The organism is Candidatus Paracaedibacter acanthamoebae (genome assembly GCF_000742835.1).
Taxonomy (GTDB): domain Bacteria; phylum Pseudomonadota; class Alphaproteobacteria; order Paracaedibacterales; family Paracaedibacteraceae; genus Paracaedibacter; species Paracaedibacter acanthamoebae.
In genome coordinates this window covers 786,498-810,888 of the sequence record NZ_CP008941.1, presented here as the reverse complement: position 1 = coordinate 810,888, position 24,391 = coordinate 786,498, and the positions used below count along the sequence as shown (strand labels likewise).

Sequence of the window (24,391 nt, the reverse complement as noted above, 5' to 3'; positions counted from 1 at the left end):
CTCATAACTCAAATAGTGGTTAATACTTCTGATTTTCCTTCGGTGCTTTGACTAATTGGATGACCGATAGAAATGATATCAAGGCACAGACGATGATCCATAAGGCCGGTGAAGAGGGACCGTAGCTATTAGCAATAGTTGCGCAAATGATGGGTGATAATCCACCGAAAGCCGCATTAGCTATATTATAAGTAAGTGAGACGCCCGTATAGCGATGAGACACGGGAAACATCCTTGTAATTAGGGATGAGCGAGGGCCAAAACAGGCGCCTAGGCTCCAAGCAAATAGAACGTGAACAATCACAATTGGCCACAGAGTGGTTGATGTTGTGGTAAACAGCAGAACAGGATAAGCAAGAGCAAAGCTACTTAAATAGCCAACAATTAGGATCGGAATTTGACCAATTTTATCTGACCAATAAGCTGTTATAAATGTCGACGGCATCATGGCCGTAATGCTAATTAAAGGCAGCAGCGTCATGGCATAAGAGGGCAAGGCATCGACAAGAATTTGCTTGGGAAGGTAAATAACCAAGAAATAGTATCCCCCAGAATTGATCGCTAAAAAAGTTGTACAGCTGATAAATCGGCGGGGGCATACTTTAAAAACTTCTGAGACTAAGGCACCCCAGGCTTTTTTTCCGTGGTAGCTTTAAATTCTGGCGTTTCAGCTAGATCTCGGCGCAAGTAATAGCCTAAAAGGCCAAAAGCAATTCCGCCAAGGAAAGGCAGCCTCCAACCAAAACTTAACATTTGATTCTGAGATAAATATAAGGTTAAAACGAGTGAGGTGAGTGAAGCGGCAATCATACCGACAGAGCTGCCGAGATCGGCCCATGAAGCATAGAATCCAGGGCGGTCTTTAGGCGAATGTTCAATGAGATAGACGATGGAGCCGCTAAACTCTCCACCCAGTGAGATTCCTTGGATCATTCGGCAGAGGAGGAGAAGGATGGGAGCTAAAATTCCAATTTGTTCATAAGTCGGCAGGCAACCGATGGCAAATGTTGGCAGGGCCATTAAGGTAATAGAGAGTAGTAGCCCCCCGCGACGGCCCTGGCGATCGCCGATATGACCACTTAAAATTGCACCTAAGGGACGCATGATAAAACCAGTAGCAAAAATTGCATAAGTCATGAGAGTGGCTAAATAAGGGCTTGAAGTAGGGAAAAAATTCTGAGAAATATAAGTGGTCAAAAACCCAAATACAGCAAATTCATACCATTCCAACATATTTCCAGCAAAACAACTGATAGCAATTTTTTTAAGGTGACGGGGCATATGGCTCCTCAAATGGTTAGCCCTTTGGCAGGGGCGTGGCTGTTTTATACAGATCTGTCCTTAGACATGATTCTATACAATCAAACACCATCCAAAGTGAGCCGGTAATTTGCTCGTATATAAATAAACATTATAGATTGGAGGGGTAAAATCGTCAATCTTTGACCGACTTATTGCGCTCAATAAGGGTGACGGACAGTAAGAAAGATGCTCTGTTAAAAATTGACTTGTTATTTTCTTGCCAACCCCCATTCCCCTGGCTCTGAGATTTAGGTATACTGTAATAAGTTGGTCTATAGTGGTTGCGTCGTTATCATTCTCACTCTGTGAGAGTTTATCGTACTTGAAAAGAATAAAAGGGATATTTTCTTGCTGCAGGACAGCCCAATACAATGGGATTGTATTGATTGTGTTTGGTGGTGGTAGGTCTAACTCTCTGAAATATATATTCTTTTAGGGCCGGTTTATTGTTCATGGAATCGAAGATAAGACCTGTCATTATACCCATCTCATTTAATTGCAGTGGTTGATTTAATGCATCTGAGTTTTAAAAGAATTATACCTAACGTTTTGACGTCTTTACGCCTAGCAGCCGTTCCGTTTACGCTGTATTACATCTTATGCGATGAACTAACTGTTGCCTTTTGTCTTTTTGTGTTTGCAGCAATAACAGACTATGTCGATGGGAACTTAGCGCGTCGCTGGCATGTGGAGACAAAATTTGGCCGTATATTTGACCCTCTCGCTGATAAGGCTTTGCTGATGGGGGCCTATATTGCCCTTACCTATACCGGCCATATTCCTGAATGGCTGATGTATCTTATTGTCGGTCGGGATGTGTTAATCCTATCGGGTGCTCTATTAGTCTATTTATTTAATTTACCCGTTCGATTAAGCCCCTTCTTTATTAGTAAAGTTAATACCTTTTTCCAACTGCTCTTGGTGACAATAGTGCTTGTATCAGATTTTAGCTTTTATGAGGTTCTATCCCATGAGGCCTATCAACAACTCATGTGGGCTTTGCTTTATTTAACGGCCCTGACAACAGTTCTGTCTGGGGTAGAATATGTTTTTTACTTTATGCGCAAAAATTTGCGCGTTTTATTACGGAGAGGATAATGGGCAACCGTACTCTATTGTTCTGGTTAATGGCTTTAGGTGCTGGCGGAGTTTTCTACTTCGTACGAAGTTTAAGTGCTATTTTTTTTCCATTTTTTATGGGACTCATTGGCGCTTATGCCTTGAATGGTGTCGTGACGCGATTAGGAAGATTTAAAATCAGTCGCGGTTTAGCCAGTGCTTTGGTCGTCCTAACAGTTTTGCTAACCTTTGTTTTGTTACTGATGGTATTTATTCCATTTGTTCAAAAGCAAATTGTAACCTTGGCCGTCAGGGCCCCTCAATTGGCTGGTAGCTGGTTGCAAGAGTTGAAGCCCTTTTTATCATCCATTGGCGAACGGTTTGGAGCAACGGCAACTCCGGATGAGCTAAAGGCCAAGGTTTCAGAACATGTTGGTGACATTTTTTCATGGTCACTTTCTGTCATTACGAACCTTTTAACGAATGGTATGGCATTGGCTAATATCATCTCTTTGGTCATTTTAACGCCTGTGATTATGTTCTATTTACTTAAAGATTGGCACCGTATGGTTGCTAGTGTTTATGACTTAATTCCTTATAAATACCGTGCCACCATGAGTTTATATGTAGGGCGAATTGATAAAACTCTATCTGATTATGCTCGCGGACAAATTTTGGTCTGTCTCACTCTTATGGTTTTGTATTCTATTTCTTTATGGTTAATCGGGGTAGACCAAGCCTTTTTCTTGGGGATTATGACAGGATTTTTATCCTTTATTCCGTATGTGGGAGCAGTTCTCGGTCTTTTGGCCACGATGGCGAATGGCTTTGCCAATTTTGAAGGGTGGAATCAAATCGTGCTAATTTTGGTCGTCTTTGTGGCGGTTGGGTTGATCGAAGGGAATATTTTGTCGCCCCGATTTATTGGCGAAAGGGTAGGCCTTCACCCGGTCTGGATTATTTTTGCCTTGTTAGCCAGTGCCACGTGGTTTGGATTTGCGGGCGTTTTAGTCGCTTTACCCGTGGCCGCGATTGTCGGTGTTATTGTTCGGACGACCCTAGAATGGTATAAAACAACCAAGTGTTATGCAGCCTAGGATTCAGATGCAGCAATTAGCCATTCCTTTACCCGATCAATTGGCGACAGATCCATCCACTCTCCTTATTGAGGCGCCTAATCGAGAGGTATGGACATGGTTGTCTTCTTCTCCACAATGGCCTTTACCACAACTTGTGGTTGTGGGGCCTCCGGGAGCAGGCAAAAGTCATATGGGTAGGGCTTTGTCTTTATTAAGAGGGGGAGTCCTGCTAACTGTAGGGGGGAATCATGATCCTTTGCAGCTTGTGCAAACGTCTCAGATTATCGTTGTTGACGATTATGATCAATATCGTGATGAAAGCTGGTTATTTCATTTGTATAACTTAGCCAAAGAGCACCAGCGCCAGGTGGTGTATTTGGGACGGACCGCACCAGCCAGTCATTCTTTTACGGTAAATGATCTGGCCTCTCGGCTGCGCAGTCTTCCTTGTCTTGAAATTCATGAGCCTGATGATGAATTGTTTCGTAAACTTTTCCGTAAAGAATTATTGAAACGTGGCATGCTGTGTGGTGATGATATTTTAGAGTATATTTATCGACGTTTTGATCGATCGTACACAACCATTCATCATCTGGTCAAAGTGATTGACGAGCTGACTTTAAGCCAGCAACGGCCGTTGACCTTGCCATTATTAAAAGAAGTCACTGATGATCGAGCGTCAAGCTAAAGGTCATCTTTTTCTCATGCGTAGTTGGCATGTTTTTATTTAGATTGATGATTTGTTGGTTAATTTTGTGGTTGGAAAAATCTGTTATAATAATCGCTGGTTTATAGTGCTGCCAACTGTCAAGCCAAGTGGGTAGTCCTTTCTCAACATCGTGTGTCATATCTTTTAAGGATTTATAGCCAGGAACCCAGGCAACGATGCTTTTTCAATCAATTTTTGATACAACTGAACAAAAGAGGTTTTTGGATTCATTGAATATATTAACCACTGACCATAAGAACGACACAGATTTGATTGGCTTCCTCTCTCATCATTTAATGTCTCAACTAAATTAATAAGGATTGTCTTAACCATATTTCCTGCACCTCTTAAATTTTCAGGAGGGCAGGGAAAGACTAATATGTTACTTTTAGATTATATCGACCTACGTAATAGGTTAAGCTTAAGCAAACCGAACAATAACTTGATCGCGCACTAAACTATCGCCGCTTTTTACACAGATTTCGCTAATGGTTCCCTCTTGGGATGCTTTCAATACATTTTCCATTTTCATCGCTTCAATGATGGCAAGCGGCTCATCTTTTTTGACAGTTTGGCCGACAAAAATTGGTAAGGCGATGATGGTTCCAGGCATGGGAGCCTTAACGATTTTGTTATCACTGGAAGTGTTTTTAAATTTTAGATGCTGCATCGATGGCCAATGGCGGCTATCAATAACGCGCATCGATTGAGTGAGTCCATTAATTGTGATTTCATGGATGCCGTTATGGTAATGATGTCGACCGATAAACTGTTGTTCTTGATATAAAAGGGTAAATAATTGCTTCTGATACAGCCACGTCAGAGACGCATCACACCGTTGATCGTTAAGAATAGTTTTACCCATTATCACCACAAACTTTTGCTCAGACAAGGAGGGTGCTTGAATAGCCATGGCTGCTTGGGCAAAGAGGGTGAGATCGTCTGGGGTAACTGTTGCTGTTTCACCCACTAAATGGCCGAGTTGTTCCTGAATATAGTGGGTATGATAATTACCGTCTTGGACATCAGCTGTCCGTAACAGGCGAATCAAGAAATCTTGATTAGAAACCAATCCTTTAATGAGTATTTCATCCAGATATTGAATGATATTAGTTAAAGCTTGGGGTCGAGTAGGGGCATGGGCAATAACCTTGGCAATCATCGGATCATAATATATGGAAACTTGGTCGCCTTCGGTAAATCCGCAATCAAACCGGATGGCTGGGGAATGGGGTGGGCGGAATTGAATGAGTTTACCCGCACTCGGCAGAAAGCCTGCGCTGGGATCTTCGGCGTAGAGCCTGACTTCGATGGCATGGCCCGATGGCTGCATATCAGCTTGTTTTAAAGTCAGCTTTTCACCACGGGCAATACGAATCATCCATTCAACGAGATCAAGACCGTAAACAGCCTCGGTCACCGGATGTTCCACTTGAAGACGGGTATTCATTTCTAGAAAATAGAACTCTCCCGTGGGGGAAACAATAAATTCAACCGTTCCTGCAGAAGTGTAGCCAACTTTTTTAGCCAGGGCAACGGCTTGATGGGCAATTTCCTGACGCAGGGTTGGGCTGACAAAGGGACTAGGGGATTCTTCAACAACCTTTTGGTGACGCCTTTGTAAGGAGCAATCCCTTTCGCCAAGATGAATCACATTGCCGTGCTGATCAGCCAGAATTTGAATTTCAATATGGCGGGGTGTTTCAATATATTTTTCAATAAAGACCCGCTCATCGCCGAAGGCTGATAGAGCTTCACTGCGGGCTCGCTCAAACCCTTCCTGTAAACCCAGGTCATTGGTAACAACGCGCATCCCTTTGCCACCCCCGCCGGCAGCAGCTTTAAGAAGAACAGGATAGCCATGTTGGCGGGCAAATTCACGGGCTTCAGCGATATTACTTAAAGCAGAGGTACTGCCAGGCACTAAAGTGACATTAGCCGATTTAGCTAAGGCTTTTGCTTCCAACTTATCCCCCATGCAATGAATAACATCAGCGGAGGGGCCAATAAAAATCAGCCCAGCACCTGTCACTGCTTTGGCAAAATCTGCCTTTTCTGATAAGAAACCATAGCCGGGGTGGATAGCATCGGCACCACAGTCCTTGGCAATTCCAATAATCTTATCAATATTGAGGTAACTCTCTCGCGATGGCGCATTGCCAATGCAATAAGCTTCGTCAGCCATGTCTACATGCGGTAAAAGATGATCCACTTGACTATAGATGGCCACAGTTTTTATGCCCATAGATTTTGCTGTGCGAATAATCCGACAAGCAATTTCGCCGCGGTTGGCGATCAGAATTTTTTGCATGGGTGCTGTTTCCTAACTAAAGTCATCAGAGAATGCGCGTCGCAGCTTAGGGGGAGAGAAAGTAAAGATGTAATCTGAAGATTGTTGCCGTCTTATAATGACGGCGGCAACCCTTAAAATTTATTCACCCTTTTTTTCATTTCTATTTTCGATTTTTTCTTCCAACGCCCTGCGAATTTGCTCTTCTTCCCAGTCGGATCGGAGGAAAGGGAAAATTTCATTTAGTTTTGGGAATAGGCCAAGACGAATACCTTTTAGAAGGGCAACGGCTCCCAATGCTACGATCACCCAAATCGGCCAGAAGGTCCCCCCAGTTGTCATCCAGATGATGAGGCAGGCAAAAATGACGACGCCGTAAATAACGACATTTGTATAATATTCTTTTAATTCTCGGATCCGTTCGCGGATGTGATTTTCAGATTCGTACATTGGGTTCTCCTTGTGCATTATAAAGGGATGTTATCGTGTTTTTTCCACGGGTTTTGCAGTTGTTTGCTACGCAGCATTTCCAATGAGCGAATCAACTTGCGGCGTGTATCCCGGGGTAAAATCACTTCATCTATGTACCCTAGTTTAGCAGCTACGTAGGGATTTGCAAACTTCTCCCGATAATTTTCTGTATGTTGCTGAATTTTTTCAGGGTTATTGATATCTTTGCGAAAAATAATTTCAACGGCACCCTTTGGTCCCATTACCGCAATCTCTGCCGATGGCCATGCATAATTTACATCTGCACGGATATGCTTTGAACTCATTACATCATAGGCACCCCCATAGGCTTTGCGGGTAATGAGAGTAATCTTGGGAACTGTTGCTTCTGCATAGGCGAACAGCAATTTAGATCCATGAGTAATAATCCCGTTCTTTTCTTGATCCACACCTGGCAAGAAACCAGGGACATCGACAAAGGTAATAATGGGAATATTAAAACAATCACAAAATCGAACAAACCGTGCCGCTTTGCGCGAGGCATTAATATCCAGGCAGCCTGCTAGAACCATGGGTTGGTTAGCGACAATACCCACACTTTGACCCTGAAGCTGACAAAATCCAACCACAATATTGCCGGCCCATTCTGGATGAATTTCAAAAAACTCTCCATTATCAGCAACTTTTTGGATCAATTCTTTAATGTCATAGGGATGGGAGGCATTGTCGGGAATGAGTTTGTCGAGAGACAGTATGCTATCTTCCGTTATTTCTTGGTGGGGAAGAGGGGGGAGATGCTCTCGATTGTTCTGAGGAATATACATCATAAAACGGCGAATTTGCATGAGAGCATCATAGTCATTGGTAAAGCTTGCATGGGCAACGCCAGAGTCGCCCGTGTGGACTTTCGCTCCGCCCAGGTTTTCTGAATTAATGATCTCGCCCGTCACGGTTTTAACAACATCAGGCCCCGTTACAAACATATAAGAAGTATCTTTTACCATAAAAATAAAATCTGTCATGGCAGGAGAGTAAACAGCACCCCCAGCGCAAGGGCCCATGACCAATGAAATTTGAGGTACAACGCCAGAGGCTAAAACATTCCGTTTGAAAACGTCGGCATAGGCCCCTAAGGAAATCACGCCTTCTTGGATGCGGGCCCCCCCGGAGTCATTTAACCCAATAATAGGTGCGCCCACCTCAACGGCTTTATCCATGATCTTGCAAATTTTCTGGGCATGCATTTCACTAAGGCTTCCCCCCATAACGGTAAAGTCTTGGGAAAACACGAATACTAACCGGCCGTTGATCTTACCATGGCCTGTAACGACGCCGTCTCCTAAAAATTTTTGTTTGTCTAAACCGAAATCATGACTGCGATGTTCCACAAACCGATCCCATTCTTCGAAGGAATCGGCATCAAGTAAAATATTAAGGCGTTCTCTGGCTGTTAATTTACCGCGTTGATGTTGAGAATTAATCCTGTCAGCACCGCCCCCCTGTTCAGAAGTTTCTAGTTTTTCTTGGAGTTTTGCTGTCGCTTCACGCATGCTGGTGCCCTCATCCTCTTTTTATATCCACGGTGATTTAAAAACTCAGCCTTTTAAGGGAGCGGGTTTTTAAATGTCCTTGGATAAAATAATTTTATCAAAAAAAATGCTGGATAAAAATTAAATAAAAATTTTTTAATTGAGGAAATAGAAAAGAAGGCCTGCTTGGCAACTTGATTTTTCTAAGAGCTGCAAAAAAACTATTCTTAAATTAAAGATGAATTGGGGAGAATAAATACTTTATTTGGTTGCGGGGGCAGGATTTGAACCTACGACCTTCAGGTTATGAGCCTGACGAGCTACCGGGCTGCTCTACCCCGCGTCATTAAAAGCATGTATGATGTATACCAAATATTTACGGTCTTGTGCAACACTTATTTGATCATCTGGAGATTTTTTATAAGATTGGTGGGAAAAGGAGGGGATTATGGCGCTGAAAATGATTGTACAGATTAAGGCGGCTGTTGCTAAGCATTGGGTAGGTGATGGTTTTCCCGTCAGAACCTTATTTTCTTATCGATCACCTGTTATCACTGTTAGTCCTTTTTTACTGTTGGATTATGCTGGTCCTGAAGACTTTAAGCCGACTGATAAAATTCGAGGCGTTGACAAGCATCCTCATCGGGGGTTTGAGACCGTAACGATTGTCTATTCTGGCCAACTGGAACACCGTGACAATGCAGGGCATACGGGCAAGATTGGGGCTGGGGATGTGCAGTGGATGACAGCAGGGAGGGGCGTGTTGCATGAGGAATGGCATGGAGAGGAGTTTTCGAAAGCGGGTGGTGTGTTCGAGGTTGTCCAACTGTGGGTCAATTTGCCCATTAAGGATAAAATGACAAAACCAAAATATCAGGAAATAATAGCAGATCGTATTCCTGTCTTGAACGGGGATGGATGGTATTGCCGGATCATTGCGGGCAATTATTTGGGGGTTCAAGGGGCCGCCACTACTTTTTCATCTATTAATGTGTGGGATATGCACTCCGAAGCTCACACTCAACAGAAAATTGAAATTCCAGAAGGATATTCGACCATTCTCTTGTTAAGGCGAGGAAAAATTATGGTTAATGATGCGGCAACGCTGGAAGCGGGGCATATCACGTTTTTTGATACTCAAGGAGATGCAATTGAAATTTCAACCTTAGACGATGCTGAATTCCTTTTGCTTAGTGGAGAGGTCATTGATGAGCCCATTGTGGGAGCGGGCCCTTTTGTGATGCACTCGGAGGAAGAGTTGAAAAAAGCGTACGCTGATTATCGTGAGGGCCGCTTTTAATTGATATAGCAGAGAAGAGAGGAGAGAGGGATACAAATTTCCCCTATCTATATTGAAGAAATGCTTTTTTCAATCAGTTGGCCATAGGCTTCTTCATCTAGTCCCTTAGGCAAAGGGCCGTCAATTTTATGCTCATAAAGCCAATTAAAATGCCAAAAATAAACGTCATTAGTTGGATTTTCGAGTAAGTTAATCCTGATAATTTGCTGATAATCCAAATGAGTTAACGTTGTATGCTTAACCAGATATGGCAATCCATGGCCATGAATGGTATTCCATAAAAAATTTTGGGGTGTTTGTTTCCTATCGTCGGCCATGAGGTCTGGCCTTACAGATAAACCCGTTAACCAAACATTGGTGGCAATTCCGGCAACTCTAGCCGCTTCGCCTATAATGCCATCAAAATCGGGGTTTCCTGCAGGGAGATAAATAATACCAAGGATAAAACCTTCCTTCATTAAATGATCTGCACTTGCAAGCATATCATCCATACAGCTGCTGGCCGACTCATTAGAGCATGCCCAAGAGGTTTCTATGCAAAACTTATACCATTGGCGCAGTGTGGGATCAGTCTCTTTGTTTGTATTTATCCAGTTCATATAAATTTTGTTAAATCTTCTTAAACGGGTGTCCCTTTGGTCGCCTTTATAAAATTTTTGAAGTTGTACACCTGTTAATTGAGCAAGATTGTCTGCTTGATCTCTTAATTCTGGAATTTTATCGTCGGCATTGGGGTACTTAAGGTGCAGGTCGTGCCAAAACCTTGTTTCTGCTAGCCCTATTTTGAGTTCTGGGGATATTTTATTACTGTCTTGAATTGAATTATATAACTCATGACTATTATCGGGGTGTTGATAGCAATAAGCAGGCATGTGAGAGCAAAATATAAGAAGGGAAAAAATTTTTAACATTGGCGTTAGCCTTAATTTGTTATTTGATTTTAAGTGTAATTATCATGTTTTTTAATTTGAGTCAAATTATTAAGAGTTTTTTATGAAAAATAAAAGGGGCACTCAAACCATTCAAAGACGCGGTGAATTCTTCAGAAATTTGAAGGAACTATTTTTTAGTCAAAAAATTGTGTCTAAAGACTATCCTACCCTCGTAATTTTAGGCGACGGTCTAAGCTTGTTTTATGGTTTATATTATTTAGCCGAGCCATCTGGAGAGGTGATATAGAGTTTTTAGGAAAACTTTATAATAGGATAGGATAAAGTGGACAAATGCTGCTGGCTGTCACTGTGGGCGTCGCATCGGCCTTCCTGATTTGATTTTTGATTCTCGTTGTTGGTTCTTAATTAAGTTAAATTTTTCCCTAAGAGGTAGGTAAGCACAAAAAAGGCCCTGCTAATTTGCGAGGGCTTTTTTTAGATATTCGTTCAATCTAAAAGCTTAGGCTTCCGCTTCGGCCTTTTTAGATTTTGTTGGTGTCGTTTTTGCCTTGTTCATGGCTTCACCCAAGATATCACCAAGGGATGCACCACTGTCAGCAGAACCATATTCGGACATAGCTTTTTTCTCTTCGTCGATTTCACGAGCCTTGATTGACAATGCAACCTTACGGCCAGAACGATCAAGAGATGTTACCATGGCGTCAACCTTTTCACCAACAGCGAAACGGTCTGGGCGTTGCTCAGAACGTTCACGGGATAAATCGATTTTCTTAATAGAACCAGTTAGACCCGATTCAAGAGAAACTTCAAGTCCCTTGTCGTTAACATCGGTAATTGTACATGTAACGATGGCGCCTTTCTTAATGCCCTCGAGAGCTGTTGCGAAAGGATCATTATTCAATTGCTTAATGCCAAGGCTGATACGTTCTTTTTCTGGATCCACGTCCAAAACTTTGACCTTAACAACGTCGCCTTTTTTGAATTGAGCCGAATCTTCGCCATTGTCCCAAGACACATCAGTCATGTGAACCATACCATCGATTTCTTCATCTACGCCAACAAACATACCAAATTCAGTGATGTTTTTGATTTCGCCTTCAAGAATGCTACCGGCTGGGTATTGTTCAGCAAAACGTATCCATGGGTTTTCGGAGCATTGCTTCAAACCAAGGGAGATACGACGCTTTGTCATGTCAACTTCAAGAACTTGAACTTCGACTTCTTGGCTTTGAGTCAAAATCTTGGATGGATGAACGTTTTTCTTCGTCCAGCTCATCTCTGTAACATAGATCAAACCTTCAACAGCTGGTTCTAGTTCCACGAAGGCACCATAGTCAGCGATGTTTGTAATTTTACCCTTGTGGCGTGACCCTGGAACATAGCGTTCTTCAACACCCTTCCAAGGATCTGCTTCAAGTTGCTTCATGCCAAGGGAGATCCGTTGAGTGTCGCGGTTGAAGCGGATGACTTGAACTTGGATGGCTTCACCAACCTTAAGAACATCACCTGGGTGATTAATACGACGCCAGGAAATGTCGGTAACGTGCAATAGACCATCAACGCCGCCCAAATCAATAAATGCGCCGTAATCAGTGATGTTTTTCACGATACCTTCAAGAACTTGGCCTTCGGATAGATTGGAAACAAGTTCTGCGCGTTGTTCAGAACGGTTGTCTTCAAGGACGGCACGGCGTGAAACAACGATATTGCTGCGCAGTTTGTCCATCTTCAAAATTTTGAATGGTTGAGCAATGTTCATCAATGGCGTAATGTCGCGGATTGGGCGAACATCAACTTGGCTACCCGGCAAGAAAGCAACGGCGCCTTCAAGATCAACAGCAAAACCGCCTTTAACCTTACCAAAGATAACACCGTTAACGAGATCTCCAGTGATAGATGCTTTTTCAAGCTCACCCCAAGCAGCTTCACGGCGAGCTTTCTCAACGCTGAGAACGGCGCAACCGTTTTTATCTTCCATACGCTCTACGTAAACGTCAATAAAGTCACCGGCTTTGACTTCAGGCGCGCGACCTGGGCCAGCGAATTCACGTAGCGGAATACGACCTTCGGACTTTAGGCCAACGTCAACAGTAACGAAATCATCGTCAATAGATAGAACGTAACCTTTTACAACACTTCCTTCAAAGGATGTGCGACCACGAAGGGATTCTTCGAGAAGATCAGCAAAGCTTTCTTTAGCTGGGGTTTTTGCAACAGATATATTAGACATAAAATTTCCTTAAAAACTCCAAAAAATCAGAAGTTTCCAATTGTTTTGAAGGGTTAGGGGTTAGTAAATTCAGTATCTTACCTGCTGGCAGATAAAATACCGGCTTAAAAAACAAGTTTACACAGTCATTGCACTAGGTAAACAAGAATTTTGCACATAGTATGCGGCTTTTTTGCAGGCCTCGTCAATAGTTAAATGTGTTGTATCAATGATATAGGCGTCTTTTGCAGCATTTAAAGGGGCGGTTGTACGCGATGAGTCCCTTTTGTCGCGCTCGGCCATCATCTGGTGGATTTCAAGTTGACACACATTACTTTCTTGCTTCATCCGTCGTAAAGCCCGGATTTCCTGGTCTGCCGTTAGATAAATTTTGCAATCGGCGTCTGGATAAATCACAGTGCCAATGTCGCGTCCATCCAGGATCACACCCAAATGGTCGCCCGGATCCGAAACGGCAAAATCTCGCTGAACTTGATTTAAAATGGTGCGAATCGCGGGGATGATGGCAATTTTGGAGGCCATGGCCGCAACCTTTTCACTGCGCAAGCCCTCCTGAGTAACATCCTCCACTGTAACATTTCTGGTAATTTCAATCAGTTTTTCGAGTTGATCAGACCCTAATTTTTGCTGGAGCGCCATTTTTGCGACGACGCGGTAGAGTAAGCCTGTATCCAAAATTTTAAGGTTAAATTTGTTGGCAAGATAATGGGCGACCGTTCCTTTGCCGGCGCCAGAGGGGCCATCAATTGCTATTATCACTTTTTTTTGATCCTTATCCATATTGGTTCTTAGTATACCCTAAGGAGGGGTAGCTCTTCAACTTATTAAGGGGAGGGATGCTTCTGGAAATTTCGAGTGCCTATTATGGCTCACATTTGTGGGGGAGAACGTAGATAATAAGCTAGACTCATTTCATTCTAATCTGTAGAACCATAAAAGACACCGGTAAGGCTAAGCATGTTAACTCCGGATCTTAAAATACACAAGTTTTTATGTTTTAAAGAGTGATAAAAAATAATCTAGACTCTTGATTTTTCCTTCCCACATTATTAATTAATAACAACAACTCAAAATCGGATAAATAGAAATGCAACGCTTAATTTCAATGTTTTTGATAACAACAACTTTATCCTTTCCTCCCTTCATAGATACTGCTACCGCTATGGATGTCCCTTCCTTTACGGCTGTTACGGAAGAAGACCTTAATGCAAGTCATACTGCCACCCCTCTTCTAGCGATTAAAAAAGAAGGGGAGCCAAATGCTCTGGCTTTTATGGATATCGAAAAAAAGAATTCTCATCCAGCAGGCTCCCTTAAACGCTCGATAGAGCAGATAAAAAAAGATGAAAAAGAAACCATTTTAGGGCAGAAAAATCCTGTTGCAAAAAAGCAAAAAATTTCTTCATCATCAGATGGGCTCTCAGAAAGCAATATCTGTCAAGATAGTATCTCACCAGAGTTAATCCAGCTGAAAGAAAAAGCGGGGAAAAATGATCCCCAAGCGCAATTTGAGATGGGGCAGTGTTATCTATTTGGCAAAGGTGTAGATAAGGATCTTAACCAAGCGGTTGAGTGGTATAGAAAAGCGGCGGAGAACAACTATGCAGCCGCTCAATATAACTTGGGGCAGTGTTATCTATTTGGCAAAGGTGTAGATAAGGATCTTAACCAAGCGGTTGAGTGGTATAGAAAAGCGGCGGAGAACAACCATGCAGCCGCTCAATATAACTTGGGGCAGTGTTATCTATTTGGCAAAGGTGTAGATAAGGATCTTAACCAAGCGGTTGAGTGGTATAGAAAAGCAGCGGAGCAAAATCATGCAGCCGCACAATATAGCTTAGGGTGGTGTTATGACCATAGCATAGGTGTAGAGCGGGATCCGAGGGAAGCGGTTGAGTGGTATAGAAAAGCAGCGGAGCAGAATTATGCAGAAGCTCAATATAATTTGGGAATTTGTTATGCATATGGCAAGGGGGTAGAGCAGGACCCTAAAGAAGCGGTTGAGTGGTATAGAAAAGCAACGGAGCAAAATCATGCAGCCGCACAATATAGCTTAGGGTGGTGTTATGACCATAGCAAAGGTGTAGAGCAGGACCTTAAAGAAGCGGTTGAGTGGTATAGAAAAGCAGCGGAGCAAAATCATGCAGCCGCACAATATAGCTTAGGGTGGTGTTATGACCATAGCATAGGTGTAGATAAGGATCTTAACCAAGCGTTTGAGTGGTATAGAAAAGCAGCGGAGAAGAATTATGCAGAAGCTCAATATGCTTTAGGAGTGTGTTATGAAGATGGCAAAGGGATAGATAAAGATCTTAACCAAGCGGTTGAGTGGTATGGAAAAGCAGCGGAGCAGAAGCATGCAGAAGCTCAATATGCTTTAGGAGTGTGTTATGAAGATGGCAAAGGGGTAGATAAGGATCTTAACCAAGCGTTTGAATGGTATGAAAAAGCAGCGGAGCAGGATCATGCAGCTGCTCAATATGCTTTAGGAGTGTGTTATGAAGATGGCAAAGGGATAGATAAAGATCTTAACCAAGCGGTTGAGTGGTATAGAAAAGCAGCGGAGCAGAATTATGAAGACGCTCAACAATACTTAAATAAGATATTAGGACCTCTCCAGAATGGAGGCACGCTAGACCTTAATACTAGGGAACAAGTTAAGAATTTAAAAAGGCTTAATAACGAGCTTATTAAGGAAAATGGGTTCTATGCGGGTTTAAATAAGGCTGGTTTTAAAGATACTATAGATAACCATGAGATGCATGCTCTTCATAATAAAATGTTAGGCTTTGGGAGTTTGGTTTTAAAGATTATCTCAGCTCTAAAGCAGCCTGGATTTATGGTTAGGTTTACAGACGACTTAAGTAAGTTTAACTATTCAACTAATAATAATTCTTCTTCGTTACGGTGCTATCCGCAACTTAGGAACTTAGCCTGCTTTGGTGAAAAGAATGTTAAAATAGGCGACTTATTATATAGTATGCTGTATGAGGAAGATGCCTCCCCTCACGTAAGTTTTAGTCAGATCCAGAAAATGCTTAAGGATAGAGGAAATATTGCTGTTCAAGCTTTGAATAATTTAAAAGCTGAGGCGGAAAAGGTTGATACTTTGCTAAAGGCATATACACCCTTATTGGCCAATAAAGAGACCCCAGAAAGCCATCAACAGGAAATTTTGGAACTGGCCCAACAGTATGGAATTCAAAAAGATACCATTTCAACTCATCTTCATAATTCCCAATTCCAAGAAGAAAATTCTAAAATCATCAATAAAAAGGTTATTAAGCTCCTGCAGGAGAAAATCTTCTTGGAAAAAGGAATAAAAGAGCAACTATCGACCACAATGTTTTGGGAAAAGCAGATTACTGATGTCATCAAACTTAGAGTTCAGTTAGTAGAAATTTTAGTACAGTCTGTTCCGGCTCGCAATCAGTACCTTAAAGAAAAATACCCATGGCTAAAATAACTATTTTTTATCAGTAATTTTTTGACCTTACTGTATGGGCTTCATTTGTACAGTTGGGAGGCATTCCAGTAGAGCGAGCAATACTGACCTCTCCTTATCAAATATAGAGCCCAAGTCTGTCTCAAGCATCCGACCGTTTCGCTAATGCCCCCATAATTGCTCAATGTTCTAAGAACCTATTCGCTCAAACTATTCGCAATAAATCCGCCACGAAATTGGCATGACTAAGTTGAAGCGAGAGGGGGAAGATTACGCTGACGCTTATCAATATGGACAAGCCATACAACTCGCTGTGACTCAAGGTAATATTAAATTTTCCCTTCGACGCTTGAACGGACTTATAGAAAAAGCTCAATCATTTCAAAGCTTGCCCGCGAGAACGGCTTACCTCCCAGAAGAAAAGAGAGGCCTATTAAAAGGTCACTCTCCTTTGCTGCCCCCCAGGGAATTTTGCGTCAGGCGACTCGCACTTTCTGGGTGCCTAAATCCCCTAATACTTACTCTCAATATAGTGTAAGGTTGTGGACCTTACCCAGGGCAGACACATCCGTTACGCCTCTACATCCCCTCAAGTTGAGTGTATGGACGTTACCCAGGGCAGACACATCCGTTACGCCTTCACATCCCTGCAAGTTAAGGGTGTGGACATTACCCAGGGCCGATACATCTGTTACGTCTGTTCTCGACAAATCAATACGGCTTAGTGTTGTCCATTGCGTAACCATAGCCTTAAGCATGGCAGAGGACGGGGTAAATTTAAATTTAATACCAGAGGATAAAGGCATCCTTGTGTAAATTGAGCTTTGTTCTTCAAGATCATTGTTAAATTAACATTTTTATCTTGCCGTAGTCGCTCGAGTTTATGGCAAACTGTGCCCATTTGCTTAGCAACATCCTCATAGGTTAAAATTTTAATAGCACCTCATCCGGCAGGGTGAGTAAAGTTTGAGGCTGTGGGAACTGGCCAACTTCAGGGGTATTGGAAGTCGCGGCATGAACCGGTTTTTCAGCAATTTCAGCCGCCTCTAAAGGCAAGGGGTTTACAATAAATCCTAGGGCTGCAACAATCAGCCGGGGAAAAGTAAACGATTTAAATTTCTTAGCATTTAGATATTTCAGCATGTTTTTTATACTCCATATTATTTTAAAAGAATACATTCGGGTTCTAGGCTATCAGTGATAAAATAAGAGGCCGAGGTGGGCTTGTTATGGAGAGGAAAGAATCATCGGCTGCATAGACTAATGGAAAAGCTAACTGGCATTCTCCAGCAGATGGTGGACTTTCGATATGAATATAAAGTCGCAAATAGAAAAGGTAAAAGGCCAGAGATAAGCTTTATTCTAATTTCCTCTTATTAATTAAGTAGAAAATTTTATAATTGGGGGGTCATTTTTATAACTCTTTTTGGAAAATATTTTTCTAATTTAGCTAATATTAAAGCCATTCTAATACGAGGTTTTTTTCTTAATTTTAACTTGTAATTTAAGAGTAGTAAGTTTGGAGCGAGAATGTTTATGCAGGCGGGGAGTAATATCGTACGAGCTTGTCCTTATACAGCTAAGTTTAGATAAAGAATCGTATCCATATGGTATATTTATTAGGCATCCGCATCTATAAGATTACGATCTTCAATAATATTATCTTATTTAAAGAATGAAGTCCCCCTTCAATGGAGCGCAGTTGGTTCATTCGGGAGGGCTGTTAAGACTCGTTCTAACAGCCTTTCTCCCACCGCAAAATTTCTTGAAAGAATACATTCTGCGGCGCAAAATAAAGCATCAGATGTTCTAATGGGAACGACCGAATCTGTGGTTGTCATGACCAATCTTGTATAAAATTTATCAATTTTTTCATTATATTAATTAAATTTTACTTAATCTAGTGCAATTTAATGTCTGTGGGGACAAACAATCCTTAAAGGAAAATAAAAGCTGTTTGAATTTTAATCGGATTTTAGGGAGCTCTTTCATTGATTATTAAATAATTTGATTTTAGTATGGTAATATAGTCATCTTTTCATGGAGGAGCCGGTGACACAGGCCGCTCAAAAATACGAACCAACAGTAAAAGTTATCTATAATGGAAAAACCATTGAGCTCCCTGTCTTAAGCGGGTCTTGTGGTCCCAATGTCATTGATATTCGCAGTCTTTACAATGAAACAGGATTGTTTACCTATGATCCAGGGTTTACGGCAACGGCAAGTTGTGAGTCAAAAATTACTTTTATTGATGGGGATGAAGGAATTCTGCTATATGGCGGCTATCCTATTCAGGATTTAGCAGAAAAAAGCGACTTTATGGAAGTTTCTTATTTGCTATTGTATGGTGATTTGCCAACACCTCAACAAAAGAAAGAATTTATTAAAAATATAACAATGCACACCATGGTGCATGAGCAAATCCCATCTTTTTACCGTGGATTCCGTCGCGATGCTCACCCAATGGCCATTATGGTGGGTGTAGTGGGTGCCTTATCCGCATTTTATCATGACAGCCTTGATATCCATGATCCACGGCAACGTGAAATTGCGGCTTATCGGTTAGTGGCAAAGGTTCCGACATTGGCGGCGATGGCTTATAAATATTCGATTGGCCAACCCTTTGTTTATCCGCGCAATGATTTGGATTATGCAAGTAATTTTCTGCACATGATGTTTTCTGTGCCGACAGAACCTTATGAAGTCAATCCAATTCTTTCTGAGGCTATGGATAAGATTTTGATTCTTCATGCGGATCACGAACAAAACGCCTCAACCTCGACCGTTCGACTTGCAGGATCCAGTGCTGCAAATCCATTTGCCTGCATGGCTGCAGGTATTGCTGCCCTCTGGGGACCGGCGCATGGCGGAGCAAATGAAGCCGCATTAGCGATGTTGCAAGAAATTGGCAGCCCAGCTCGTATTAAAGAATTTGTTAACCGTGCCAAAGATAAAAACGATCCGTTCCGTCTCATGGGATTTGGTCACCGTGTTTATAAAAATTATGATCCACGCGCGACAGTCATGCGGGAAACATGTCATCAGGTCTTAAAGGAATTGAATATTCATGATGATCCCTTATTAGATATTGCGATGGAACTTGAACAAATTGCTCTGAGTGATCCATATTTTATTGAAAAGAAATTGTATCCAAATGTGGATTTTTATTCAGGCATTATTTTCAAGGCGATGGGGATTCCGACTTCTATGTTTACTGTTATTTTTGCCTTAGCCCGGACGGTGGGATGGGTTGCTCAGTGGAAAGAAATGATTTGCGATCCTTTGCAAAAAATTGGTCGTCCACGCCAGCTTTACACAGGTGTAGCACAGCGTCCTTTTGTTGATATTACTGAACGGAGATAGGTTTTGGCTTATACTGATTATCGTCCTCAACCGGTTGCATCTTCAATCAAGCGACGGGGCTCTGTCCCGTCAGTTTGGATGATTATGCGGTCCCGGGTGAATGATAACACACCGGGATATTTTTATTGGTTCAGCCGCATTTTGGTTGCCAGTACGGTCTGTTTTTGTGTGATCGAAGCAATCGACTATTTTCTTTAATCATCAGCTTGTGATGATTAACTTAATGTGATTGGAACTGGTTACTTTCACTGTGATCACTTAAATCAAAGCCGAGAATTGTTAAAAGCCCGATAAATCCGCGATTGACGAACCCTTGTATACAACCTCCTTGCGTTAGCATACCCTCAACCGCTTTCTCTGCCACAATCATAGCGATGTTTCGTTTAACTGCCTCTGGGGTGTGGGGATCATTAAGTCGTTCTGCTGCAAGAGCTAAAAAGCGTGCCCAAAGGAGTGTTCCTTGACCGCCAGCATAGCTAGCGATCTCTCTATTTGATCTGGCAAACTGACTTCTAATAATATCAGTAATTTCTTTGTAATTTTTACGGATATTATTGTTAACATCTTGATAAGCATATTGATCTAAGACACTGCTATAGGGCGCAATTAATTGAAGTAACCGCTCTTGTAATTGCAGTAAGTTCTCACCATGAATTGATAGAGAGGCCTGAGACAGATGGTTATCAAATAGAGCTGCTATGGCGAGTAAATTTGAAGCAGTGGCGCATATAAAGCCATCTCCAGCATGAACATCCGCGCCGTGCCCCCTGTAAATTGCAAGGATATCCCTCTTGATCTTATTGAAGTCATTTCTCGCTTTGACGGGCGCTACTCCTACAAAGCGTGCGCGAACACTACGGTCATATTGCTCTCTTTCATCGGTCTGTCCTAAATCCATTGATTGAAGTTGGCGAATCAATTCAGCAGAGGCTGAGTCAATATAAGAATCTTCTGCTTCAATTTGACGAATCAATTCAGCAGAGGCTGGGTCTATAGGGGAAGATGATTGGGGATTAAGTCGTCTTTGAGTCGGGAAACTATTTGGCTGAAAAGCAGTAGTGAGTGGTGCGTGAGAAGACATTTCTTCTTCATAAAGCCGTTGGGCAAGTAATGCGTCAGCTTCAAAGGTATTAGGCTGACGCGTCTGTTGTTGAGATATTTGGAGACTTTCACGAAGAGCTGTTTGCAGAATCTCATCATCCTCAAAATTCTCCAAAGAGGGATTAGGGGTATGGGTTGGAAGAATGTCTCGCTGATGGCCGCGCGGCGAATAAGACCCTCCCACACTTTCACGCAGGGCTTGTTCCAGGTCAGTCTCCATCTTTTGTAAGGCTTGTCGCTGGAGCTTTTCGTACTCAGCTATTTGTCTTTGTAGGTCGTCCTGATCCATACTAATAGCTGGTAAACATAAGGTTAGAAGCATTGTTAAGGTATATTTCATTTATATGGCTCCTGAATTTTATTTTCTTTTTTTTATAAATGGTAAGACCAATTTGAAAAATCAAGCTTTTATATAATTGTTCTCTATATCTTATTATTATACTATCTATTATTCTAATAATATAGAAATAATTAAATGTTAGGAAAGGTAATATTTTAGGCTTATTAAATATATATTTGTTTAATCTGTCCTCAAATGATTGCTATTGAATTTCCTTCTTTAAATCTTCGATAACGGTGGGATCAAGTAAGGTGCTTATATCCCCAAGGTTGTCCGTTTCCCCGCCTGCAAGTTTCCGCAAGATGCGTCGCATAACTTTTCCCGATCTTGTTTTGGGTAAGTTTGCTGTAAAATGGACTTTATCTAAGCTGGCAATAACACCAATGCGCTGGCGTACCCAAGTATTCAAATCTGAGGCGGTTACGACAGTGTTAACTTGGGGGTCCAAAATCACATAGGCATAAATTCCCTGACCTTTAATATCATGGGGAAAACCAACGACAGCTGATTCCACAACACTAGGATGATCGTTTAAAACGGCCTCAATTTCGGCTGTATCAATGCGATGTCCTGAAACATTGATTACATCATCCACCCGACCCGTAATCCAGTAATATCCATCTCCATCACGGTAACAGCCATCGCCTGTGTAATAGCTTTCTTTATAAGTTGAAAAATATGTTTCTAGAAAACGGATATGGTCTTTATAGAGGGACCGTGCTTGGCCTGGCCAGGCTTGCTTAATAATAAGATTGCCCGATCCTTCGTTCTCAATTTCTTGACCGTTGCTGTCAACAATAGCGGGTTCAATTCCATAAAAGGGAAATGTTGCCGACCCCGGTTTAAGAGGCGTTGTCTCAGCTAAAGGTGTAATGAGAATGCCACCGGTTTCGGTCTGCCACCATGTATCCACAACAGGGCATCGTCCCTTGCCAACTAACTTATGAAACCAACGCCACGAAGCTGGATCGATGGGCTCACCAACGCTTCCCAAAACCTTGAGAGAATCGCGAGAGGATGTTCTGAGATGCTCATCGCCGGCGCGGATAAGAGAACGAATCGCTGTGGGAGCCGTATAGAAATGAGTTACATTGTATTTATCGATTACTTGCCAAAAACGATCAGCCTGTGGATAGGTTGGCACCCCTTCAAACATAACCGTCGTGCAACCATTGCTCAGCACCCCGTAAATTACATAAGAATGACCTGTAATCCAGCCAATGTCTGCTGTACACCAAAATACGCTATCAGATTCAATGGCGAAAATATGCTCAAATGTCATATTAGCGTGCAGCAAGTAACCCCCTGTGGTGTGAAGAACGCCCTTAGGTTTACCGGTTGATCCTGAGGTATAAAGAATAAATAAAGGATCTTCAGCATTCATAGGTTCAGCTGGGCAATCACTCTCGGCAGCGGCCATAAGATCGTGATACCATACATCTTTCTCCTGGAGGGTAGTTTTCTCTTGAGTTCGTTGAATGGTAATCACATTTTTTACACTATCAGTGCCAGGCAGAGAAAGTGCTTGATCAACATTATCTTTTAAAGGAATCGCTTTGCCACCGCGGCGGCTAACATTACTCGTGATGACAAGTTTCGCCTGGCTATCTTGAATGCGGCTTGCAAGGGCAGCCGGTGAAAAGCCGCCAAAAACAATAGAATGGACCGCCCCTATCCGCGTGCAAGCAAGCATAACAATGGCGGCTTCAATAATCATTGGCAGATAAAGCACCACACGATCGCCTTTTATTATACCTAAGCTTTTCAACACATTGCCAAATTTGCTGACTTGTTGATGCAGCTCACCAAAGCTAATGCTTTTGCTCTCAGTCGGATTATCACCTTCCCAAATGATCGCGGTCTTGTGCGCTAAATTGTCAAGGTGACGATCAAGGCAATTGTCGCTGACATTTAATTCCCCATCCGCAAACCACTGAATATGATGATTGTTGGGGGCATAAGAGCAGTCTCGAGCAACCGAATAAGGCTTTGACCAACGGAGACGTTTGCCTTCTTCAAACCAGAATTCTTCAGGGTTTTCGATTGAATTTTTATAAGCTTCTTTATAGGCAGACATCGTTTGAGCGCGAGCAATGGGCATCGTATCCTCCGTATGCTAATAATCCAAAACTCAGTTTTTAATCTATGAGAGTTGGCGCCTTTTTGAATTCAAAAATTCGCTCAACTCTTCTATCTAAAATTTCTGGTTCTTAAATTATGATGGGTAGTACCCTTATATTTCGCCATAATTTACCATAAATTTCAAGCAAGATGTCTTTCGTTTTTATCGTTAATTATTTATTCCAGTGTTTCAGTTAAATTAATTCTTATTAAAGGAGAGAGGTGGAAATTTGATCTTAGCGAACGGATATTTTTCTCCATTTCCTAGATCAATCATTTCTTCTGTTGGCTCAAACTCAACATTTTTTCCTTCTAAATTTGGTAGAAAAGTTATTTTATAATGCTTAAGCAATTTCAATTTTATCAAGCTGAGTGATTTTGATACATCATAGGCAATGTATACTTTCTCATTAGCTGCTTTGATAAAAAGTACGGGGGTTTCAAGTTTCGCATAGTCAAACGTTTCGATGTTATTCTCTTGATCTACATACGATGTTTGTTTTACGGAGCGATAGTTTGTTATTTCTTCTTGCTGTGAGGGGGAGGTAATGAAGGTAAAGGCACCTTGTTCTATCTGGGAACTTACGGTAGGAGTTGATGAGTTAAAACTCGCAAAGAGTGAATTGAAAAACGGGCTCTGCATCTGGGGAAATTGATGTTTTTGCTTCTCTTCATTAAAGATAATTGAAGATGCCCGGGGTCTTTTGGTTTTTGGGGGAGAAGATAACGGCAGGGGGGGTGTTACAGAAGATGGTTGTAGGGGAAGGTCAAATAAATTATTAAGATAATCCCTGAAGATTGATTCGAATTTATTAGGCTGAGAAGGATCTTCCACCTTCAGTAAAAAATTAATCTCTAATAAATCTTTTAAATCAGTTTGTTGAGGGGATGAAAGCTGGCTAAGTTGGTTTTTTACGTAGGATTGTATTCGATAGAGGTGATCAATCGTGTCTTGAGTAACGCCGTCCTCCCAAGTGCTTTCGATTAAAGTTTTTACTTTACTAGTAAGTAAGTTTACGTCTGTTTTTTCGCTTGGTAGAAAACTATTTGGGCTGTCTATCCCATAAGATGGAAAAGAAGAAACGACTGTTATTGTTGCCAAAATAGAGGATATTTTTCCAAAATTATTTTTTGATTTTTTGACGTTAATCATTAAAGATCCCTTTAAGTAATTTAAATA

At 41.8% G+C, this 24,391-nt stretch carries 23 protein-coding genes and 1 tRNA gene; 7 read left to right on the top strand and 17 right to left on the bottom strand.

Annotation, left to right across the window (positions count from 1 at the left end):
- Positions 1–19: 19 nt before the first annotated feature.
- The gene (locus ID47_RS03705) at positions 20–583 is read right to left on the bottom strand and encodes an MFS transporter (RefSeq protein WP_338140351.1); all 564 of its coding nucleotides are present in this window, start codon (positions 581–583) and stop codon (positions 20–22) included.
- A gap of 35 nt (positions 584–618) precedes the next feature.
- A complete protein-coding gene (locus tag ID47_RS03700; protein WP_051908534.1) occupies positions 619–1,281 on the bottom strand; it encodes an MFS transporter in 663 nt (220 codons plus the stop codon).
- A gap of 534 nt (positions 1,282–1,815) precedes the next feature.
- Between ID47_RS03700 and ID47_RS03695 the strand changes: the two genes are divergently transcribed.
- The 3 genes from ID47_RS03695 to ID47_RS03685 are packed head-to-tail and all read left to right on the top strand — an operon-like array spanning position 1,816 to position 4,128.
- On the top strand, positions 1,816–2,400 hold the full coding sequence (locus tag ID47_RS03695; RefSeq protein WP_038464023.1) for a CDP-alcohol phosphatidyltransferase family protein: 585 nt from the start codon (positions 1,816–1,818) through the stop codon (positions 2,398–2,400).
- Positions 2,400–3,458: an AI-2E family transporter gene (locus tag ID47_RS03690; protein ID WP_038464020.1), complete on the top strand. Its 1,059-nt coding sequence runs from the start codon at positions 2,400–2,402 to the stop codon at positions 3,456–3,458. Before ID47_RS03695 ends, ID47_RS03690 begins: the two co-directional genes overlap by 1 nt.
- Positions 3,448–4,128: an HdaA/DnaA family protein gene (locus ID47_RS03685; protein ID WP_156956639.1), complete on the top strand. Its 681-nt coding sequence runs from the start codon at positions 3,448–3,450 to the stop codon at positions 4,126–4,128. The genes ID47_RS03690 and ID47_RS03685 overlap by 11 nt, the downstream gene beginning before the upstream one ends.
- Here ID47_RS03685 and ID47_RS12830 read toward each other — a convergent pair.
- The 6 genes from ID47_RS12830 to ID47_RS03660 form a co-directional block, all read right to left on the bottom strand.
- Positions 4,103–4,288 carry a hypothetical protein gene (locus ID47_RS12830; RefSeq protein ID WP_156956638.1) on the bottom strand — a complete coding sequence of 62 codons (186 nt, stop codon included), beginning with the start codon at positions 4,286–4,288 and terminating at the stop codon, positions 4,103–4,105. The genes ID47_RS03685 and ID47_RS12830 overlap by 26 nt on opposite strands.
- A gap of 5 nt (positions 4,289–4,293) precedes the next feature.
- Positions 4,294–4,482, bottom strand: a complete 189-nt coding sequence (locus ID47_RS03680; RefSeq protein WP_038464014.1) for a hypothetical protein — start codon at positions 4,480–4,482, stop codon at positions 4,294–4,296.
- 88 nt (positions 4,483–4,570) lie between these two features.
- Positions 4,571–6,460 carry an acetyl/propionyl/methylcrotonyl-CoA carboxylase subunit alpha gene (locus ID47_RS03675; RefSeq protein ID WP_038464011.1) on the bottom strand — a complete coding sequence of 630 codons (1,890 nt, stop codon included), beginning with the start codon at positions 6,458–6,460 and terminating at the stop codon, positions 4,571–4,573.
- 120 nt (positions 6,461–6,580) lie between these two features.
- Positions 6,581–6,889: a 2TM domain-containing protein gene (locus ID47_RS03670; RefSeq protein WP_038464009.1), complete on the bottom strand. Its 309-nt coding sequence runs from the start codon at positions 6,887–6,889 to the stop codon at positions 6,581–6,583.
- 17 nt (positions 6,890–6,906) lie between these two features.
- Entirely contained in the window at positions 6,907–8,439 is a 1,533-nt protein-coding gene (locus ID47_RS03665; RefSeq protein ID WP_038464007.1) for an acyl-CoA carboxylase subunit beta, read from the bottom strand.
- 245 nt (positions 8,440–8,684) lie between these two features.
- Positions 8,685–8,761, bottom strand: a tRNA-Met gene (locus tag ID47_RS03660).
- A 111-nt stretch (positions 8,762–8,872) separates the two neighbouring features.
- On the opposite strand from ID47_RS03660, the gene ID47_RS03655 reads away from it, so the two are divergent.
- Positions 8,873–9,718, top strand: coding sequence for a pirin family protein (locus tag ID47_RS03655; protein WP_420887375.1), 846 nt, complete (start codon positions 8,873–8,875; stop codon positions 9,716–9,718).
- A gap of 47 nt (positions 9,719–9,765) precedes the next feature.
- On the opposite strand, the gene ID47_RS03650 is transcribed toward ID47_RS03655, so the two are convergent.
- The 3 genes from ID47_RS03650 to cmk all read right to left on the bottom strand — a co-directional run bounded on the left by ID47_RS03650 (position 9,766) and on the right by cmk (position 13,621).
- Positions 9,766–10,629: a hypothetical protein gene (locus ID47_RS03650; RefSeq protein WP_038464003.1), complete on the bottom strand. Its 864-nt coding sequence runs from the start codon at positions 10,627–10,629 to the stop codon at positions 9,766–9,768.
- A gap of 481 nt (positions 10,630–11,110) precedes the next feature.
- Entirely contained in the window at positions 11,111–12,841 is a 1,731-nt protein-coding gene (gene rpsA / locus ID47_RS03640) for a 30S ribosomal protein S1 (protein ID WP_038463997.1), read from the bottom strand.
- A gap of 117 nt (positions 12,842–12,958) precedes the next feature.
- Positions 12,959–13,621: a (d)CMP kinase gene (gene cmk, locus ID47_RS03635; RefSeq protein WP_038463994.1), complete on the bottom strand. Its 663-nt coding sequence runs from the start codon at positions 13,619–13,621 to the stop codon at positions 12,959–12,961.
- Positions 13,622–13,928: 307 nt separating this feature from the next.
- Here cmk and ID47_RS11600 point away from each other — a divergent pair, with 307 nt between their 5' ends.
- The gene (locus ID47_RS11600) at positions 13,929–16,307 is read left to right on the top strand and encodes a tetratricopeptide repeat protein (protein WP_051908530.1); all 2,379 of its coding nucleotides are present in this window, start codon (positions 13,929–13,931) and stop codon (positions 16,305–16,307) included.
- A gap of 503 nt (positions 16,308–16,810) precedes the next feature.
- Here ID47_RS11600 and ID47_RS03620 read toward each other — a convergent pair.
- The 3 genes from ID47_RS03620 to ID47_RS12825 all read right to left on the bottom strand — a co-directional run bounded on the left by ID47_RS03620 (position 16,811) and on the right by ID47_RS12825 (position 18,127).
- A complete protein-coding gene (locus tag ID47_RS03620; RefSeq protein ID WP_038463988.1) occupies positions 16,811–17,092 on the bottom strand; it encodes a hypothetical protein in 282 nt (93 codons plus the stop codon).
- Between the two features lie 118 nt (positions 17,093–17,210).
- Entirely contained in the window at positions 17,211–17,429 is a 219-nt protein-coding gene (locus ID47_RS03615) for a hypothetical protein (RefSeq protein WP_038463985.1), read from the bottom strand.
- 545 nt (positions 17,430–17,974) lie between these two features.
- Positions 17,975–18,127, bottom strand: a complete 153-nt coding sequence (locus tag ID47_RS12825) for a hypothetical protein (protein ID WP_156956637.1) — start codon at positions 18,125–18,127, stop codon at positions 17,975–17,977.
- Positions 18,128–18,338: 211 nt separating this feature from the next.
- On the opposite strand from ID47_RS12825, the gene gltA reads away from it, so the two are divergent.
- Positions 18,339–19,649, top strand: a complete 1,311-nt coding sequence (gltA, locus tag ID47_RS03610; RefSeq protein WP_232223262.1) for a citrate synthase — start codon at positions 18,339–18,341, stop codon at positions 19,647–19,649.
- Positions 19,650–19,652: 3 nt separating this feature from the next.
- Positions 19,653–19,847 carry a hypothetical protein gene (locus tag ID47_RS12820; RefSeq protein WP_156956636.1) on the top strand — a complete coding sequence of 65 codons (195 nt, stop codon included), beginning with the start codon at positions 19,653–19,655 and terminating at the stop codon, positions 19,845–19,847.
- Between the two features lie 22 nt (positions 19,848–19,869).
- Here the strand turns inward: ID47_RS12820 and ID47_RS03605 are convergent, their stop codons facing one another.
- The 3 genes from ID47_RS03605 to ID47_RS03595 all read right to left on the bottom strand — a co-directional run bounded on the left by ID47_RS03605 (position 19,870) and on the right by ID47_RS03595 (position 24,364).
- On the bottom strand, positions 19,870–21,090 hold the full coding sequence (locus ID47_RS03605; RefSeq protein ID WP_038463982.1) for a hypothetical protein: 1,221 nt from the start codon (positions 21,088–21,090) through the stop codon (positions 19,870–19,872).
- Between the two features lie 202 nt (positions 21,091–21,292).
- Positions 21,293–23,191, bottom strand: coding sequence for an acetate--CoA ligase (gene acs, locus ID47_RS03600; RefSeq protein ID WP_038463978.1), 1,899 nt, complete (start codon positions 23,189–23,191; stop codon positions 21,293–21,295).
- A 219-nt stretch (positions 23,192–23,410) separates the two neighbouring features.
- A complete protein-coding gene (locus ID47_RS03595; protein ID WP_038463975.1) occupies positions 23,411–24,364 on the bottom strand; it encodes a hypothetical protein in 954 nt (317 codons plus the stop codon).
- Between the last annotated feature and the right edge of the window lie 27 nt (positions 24,365–24,391).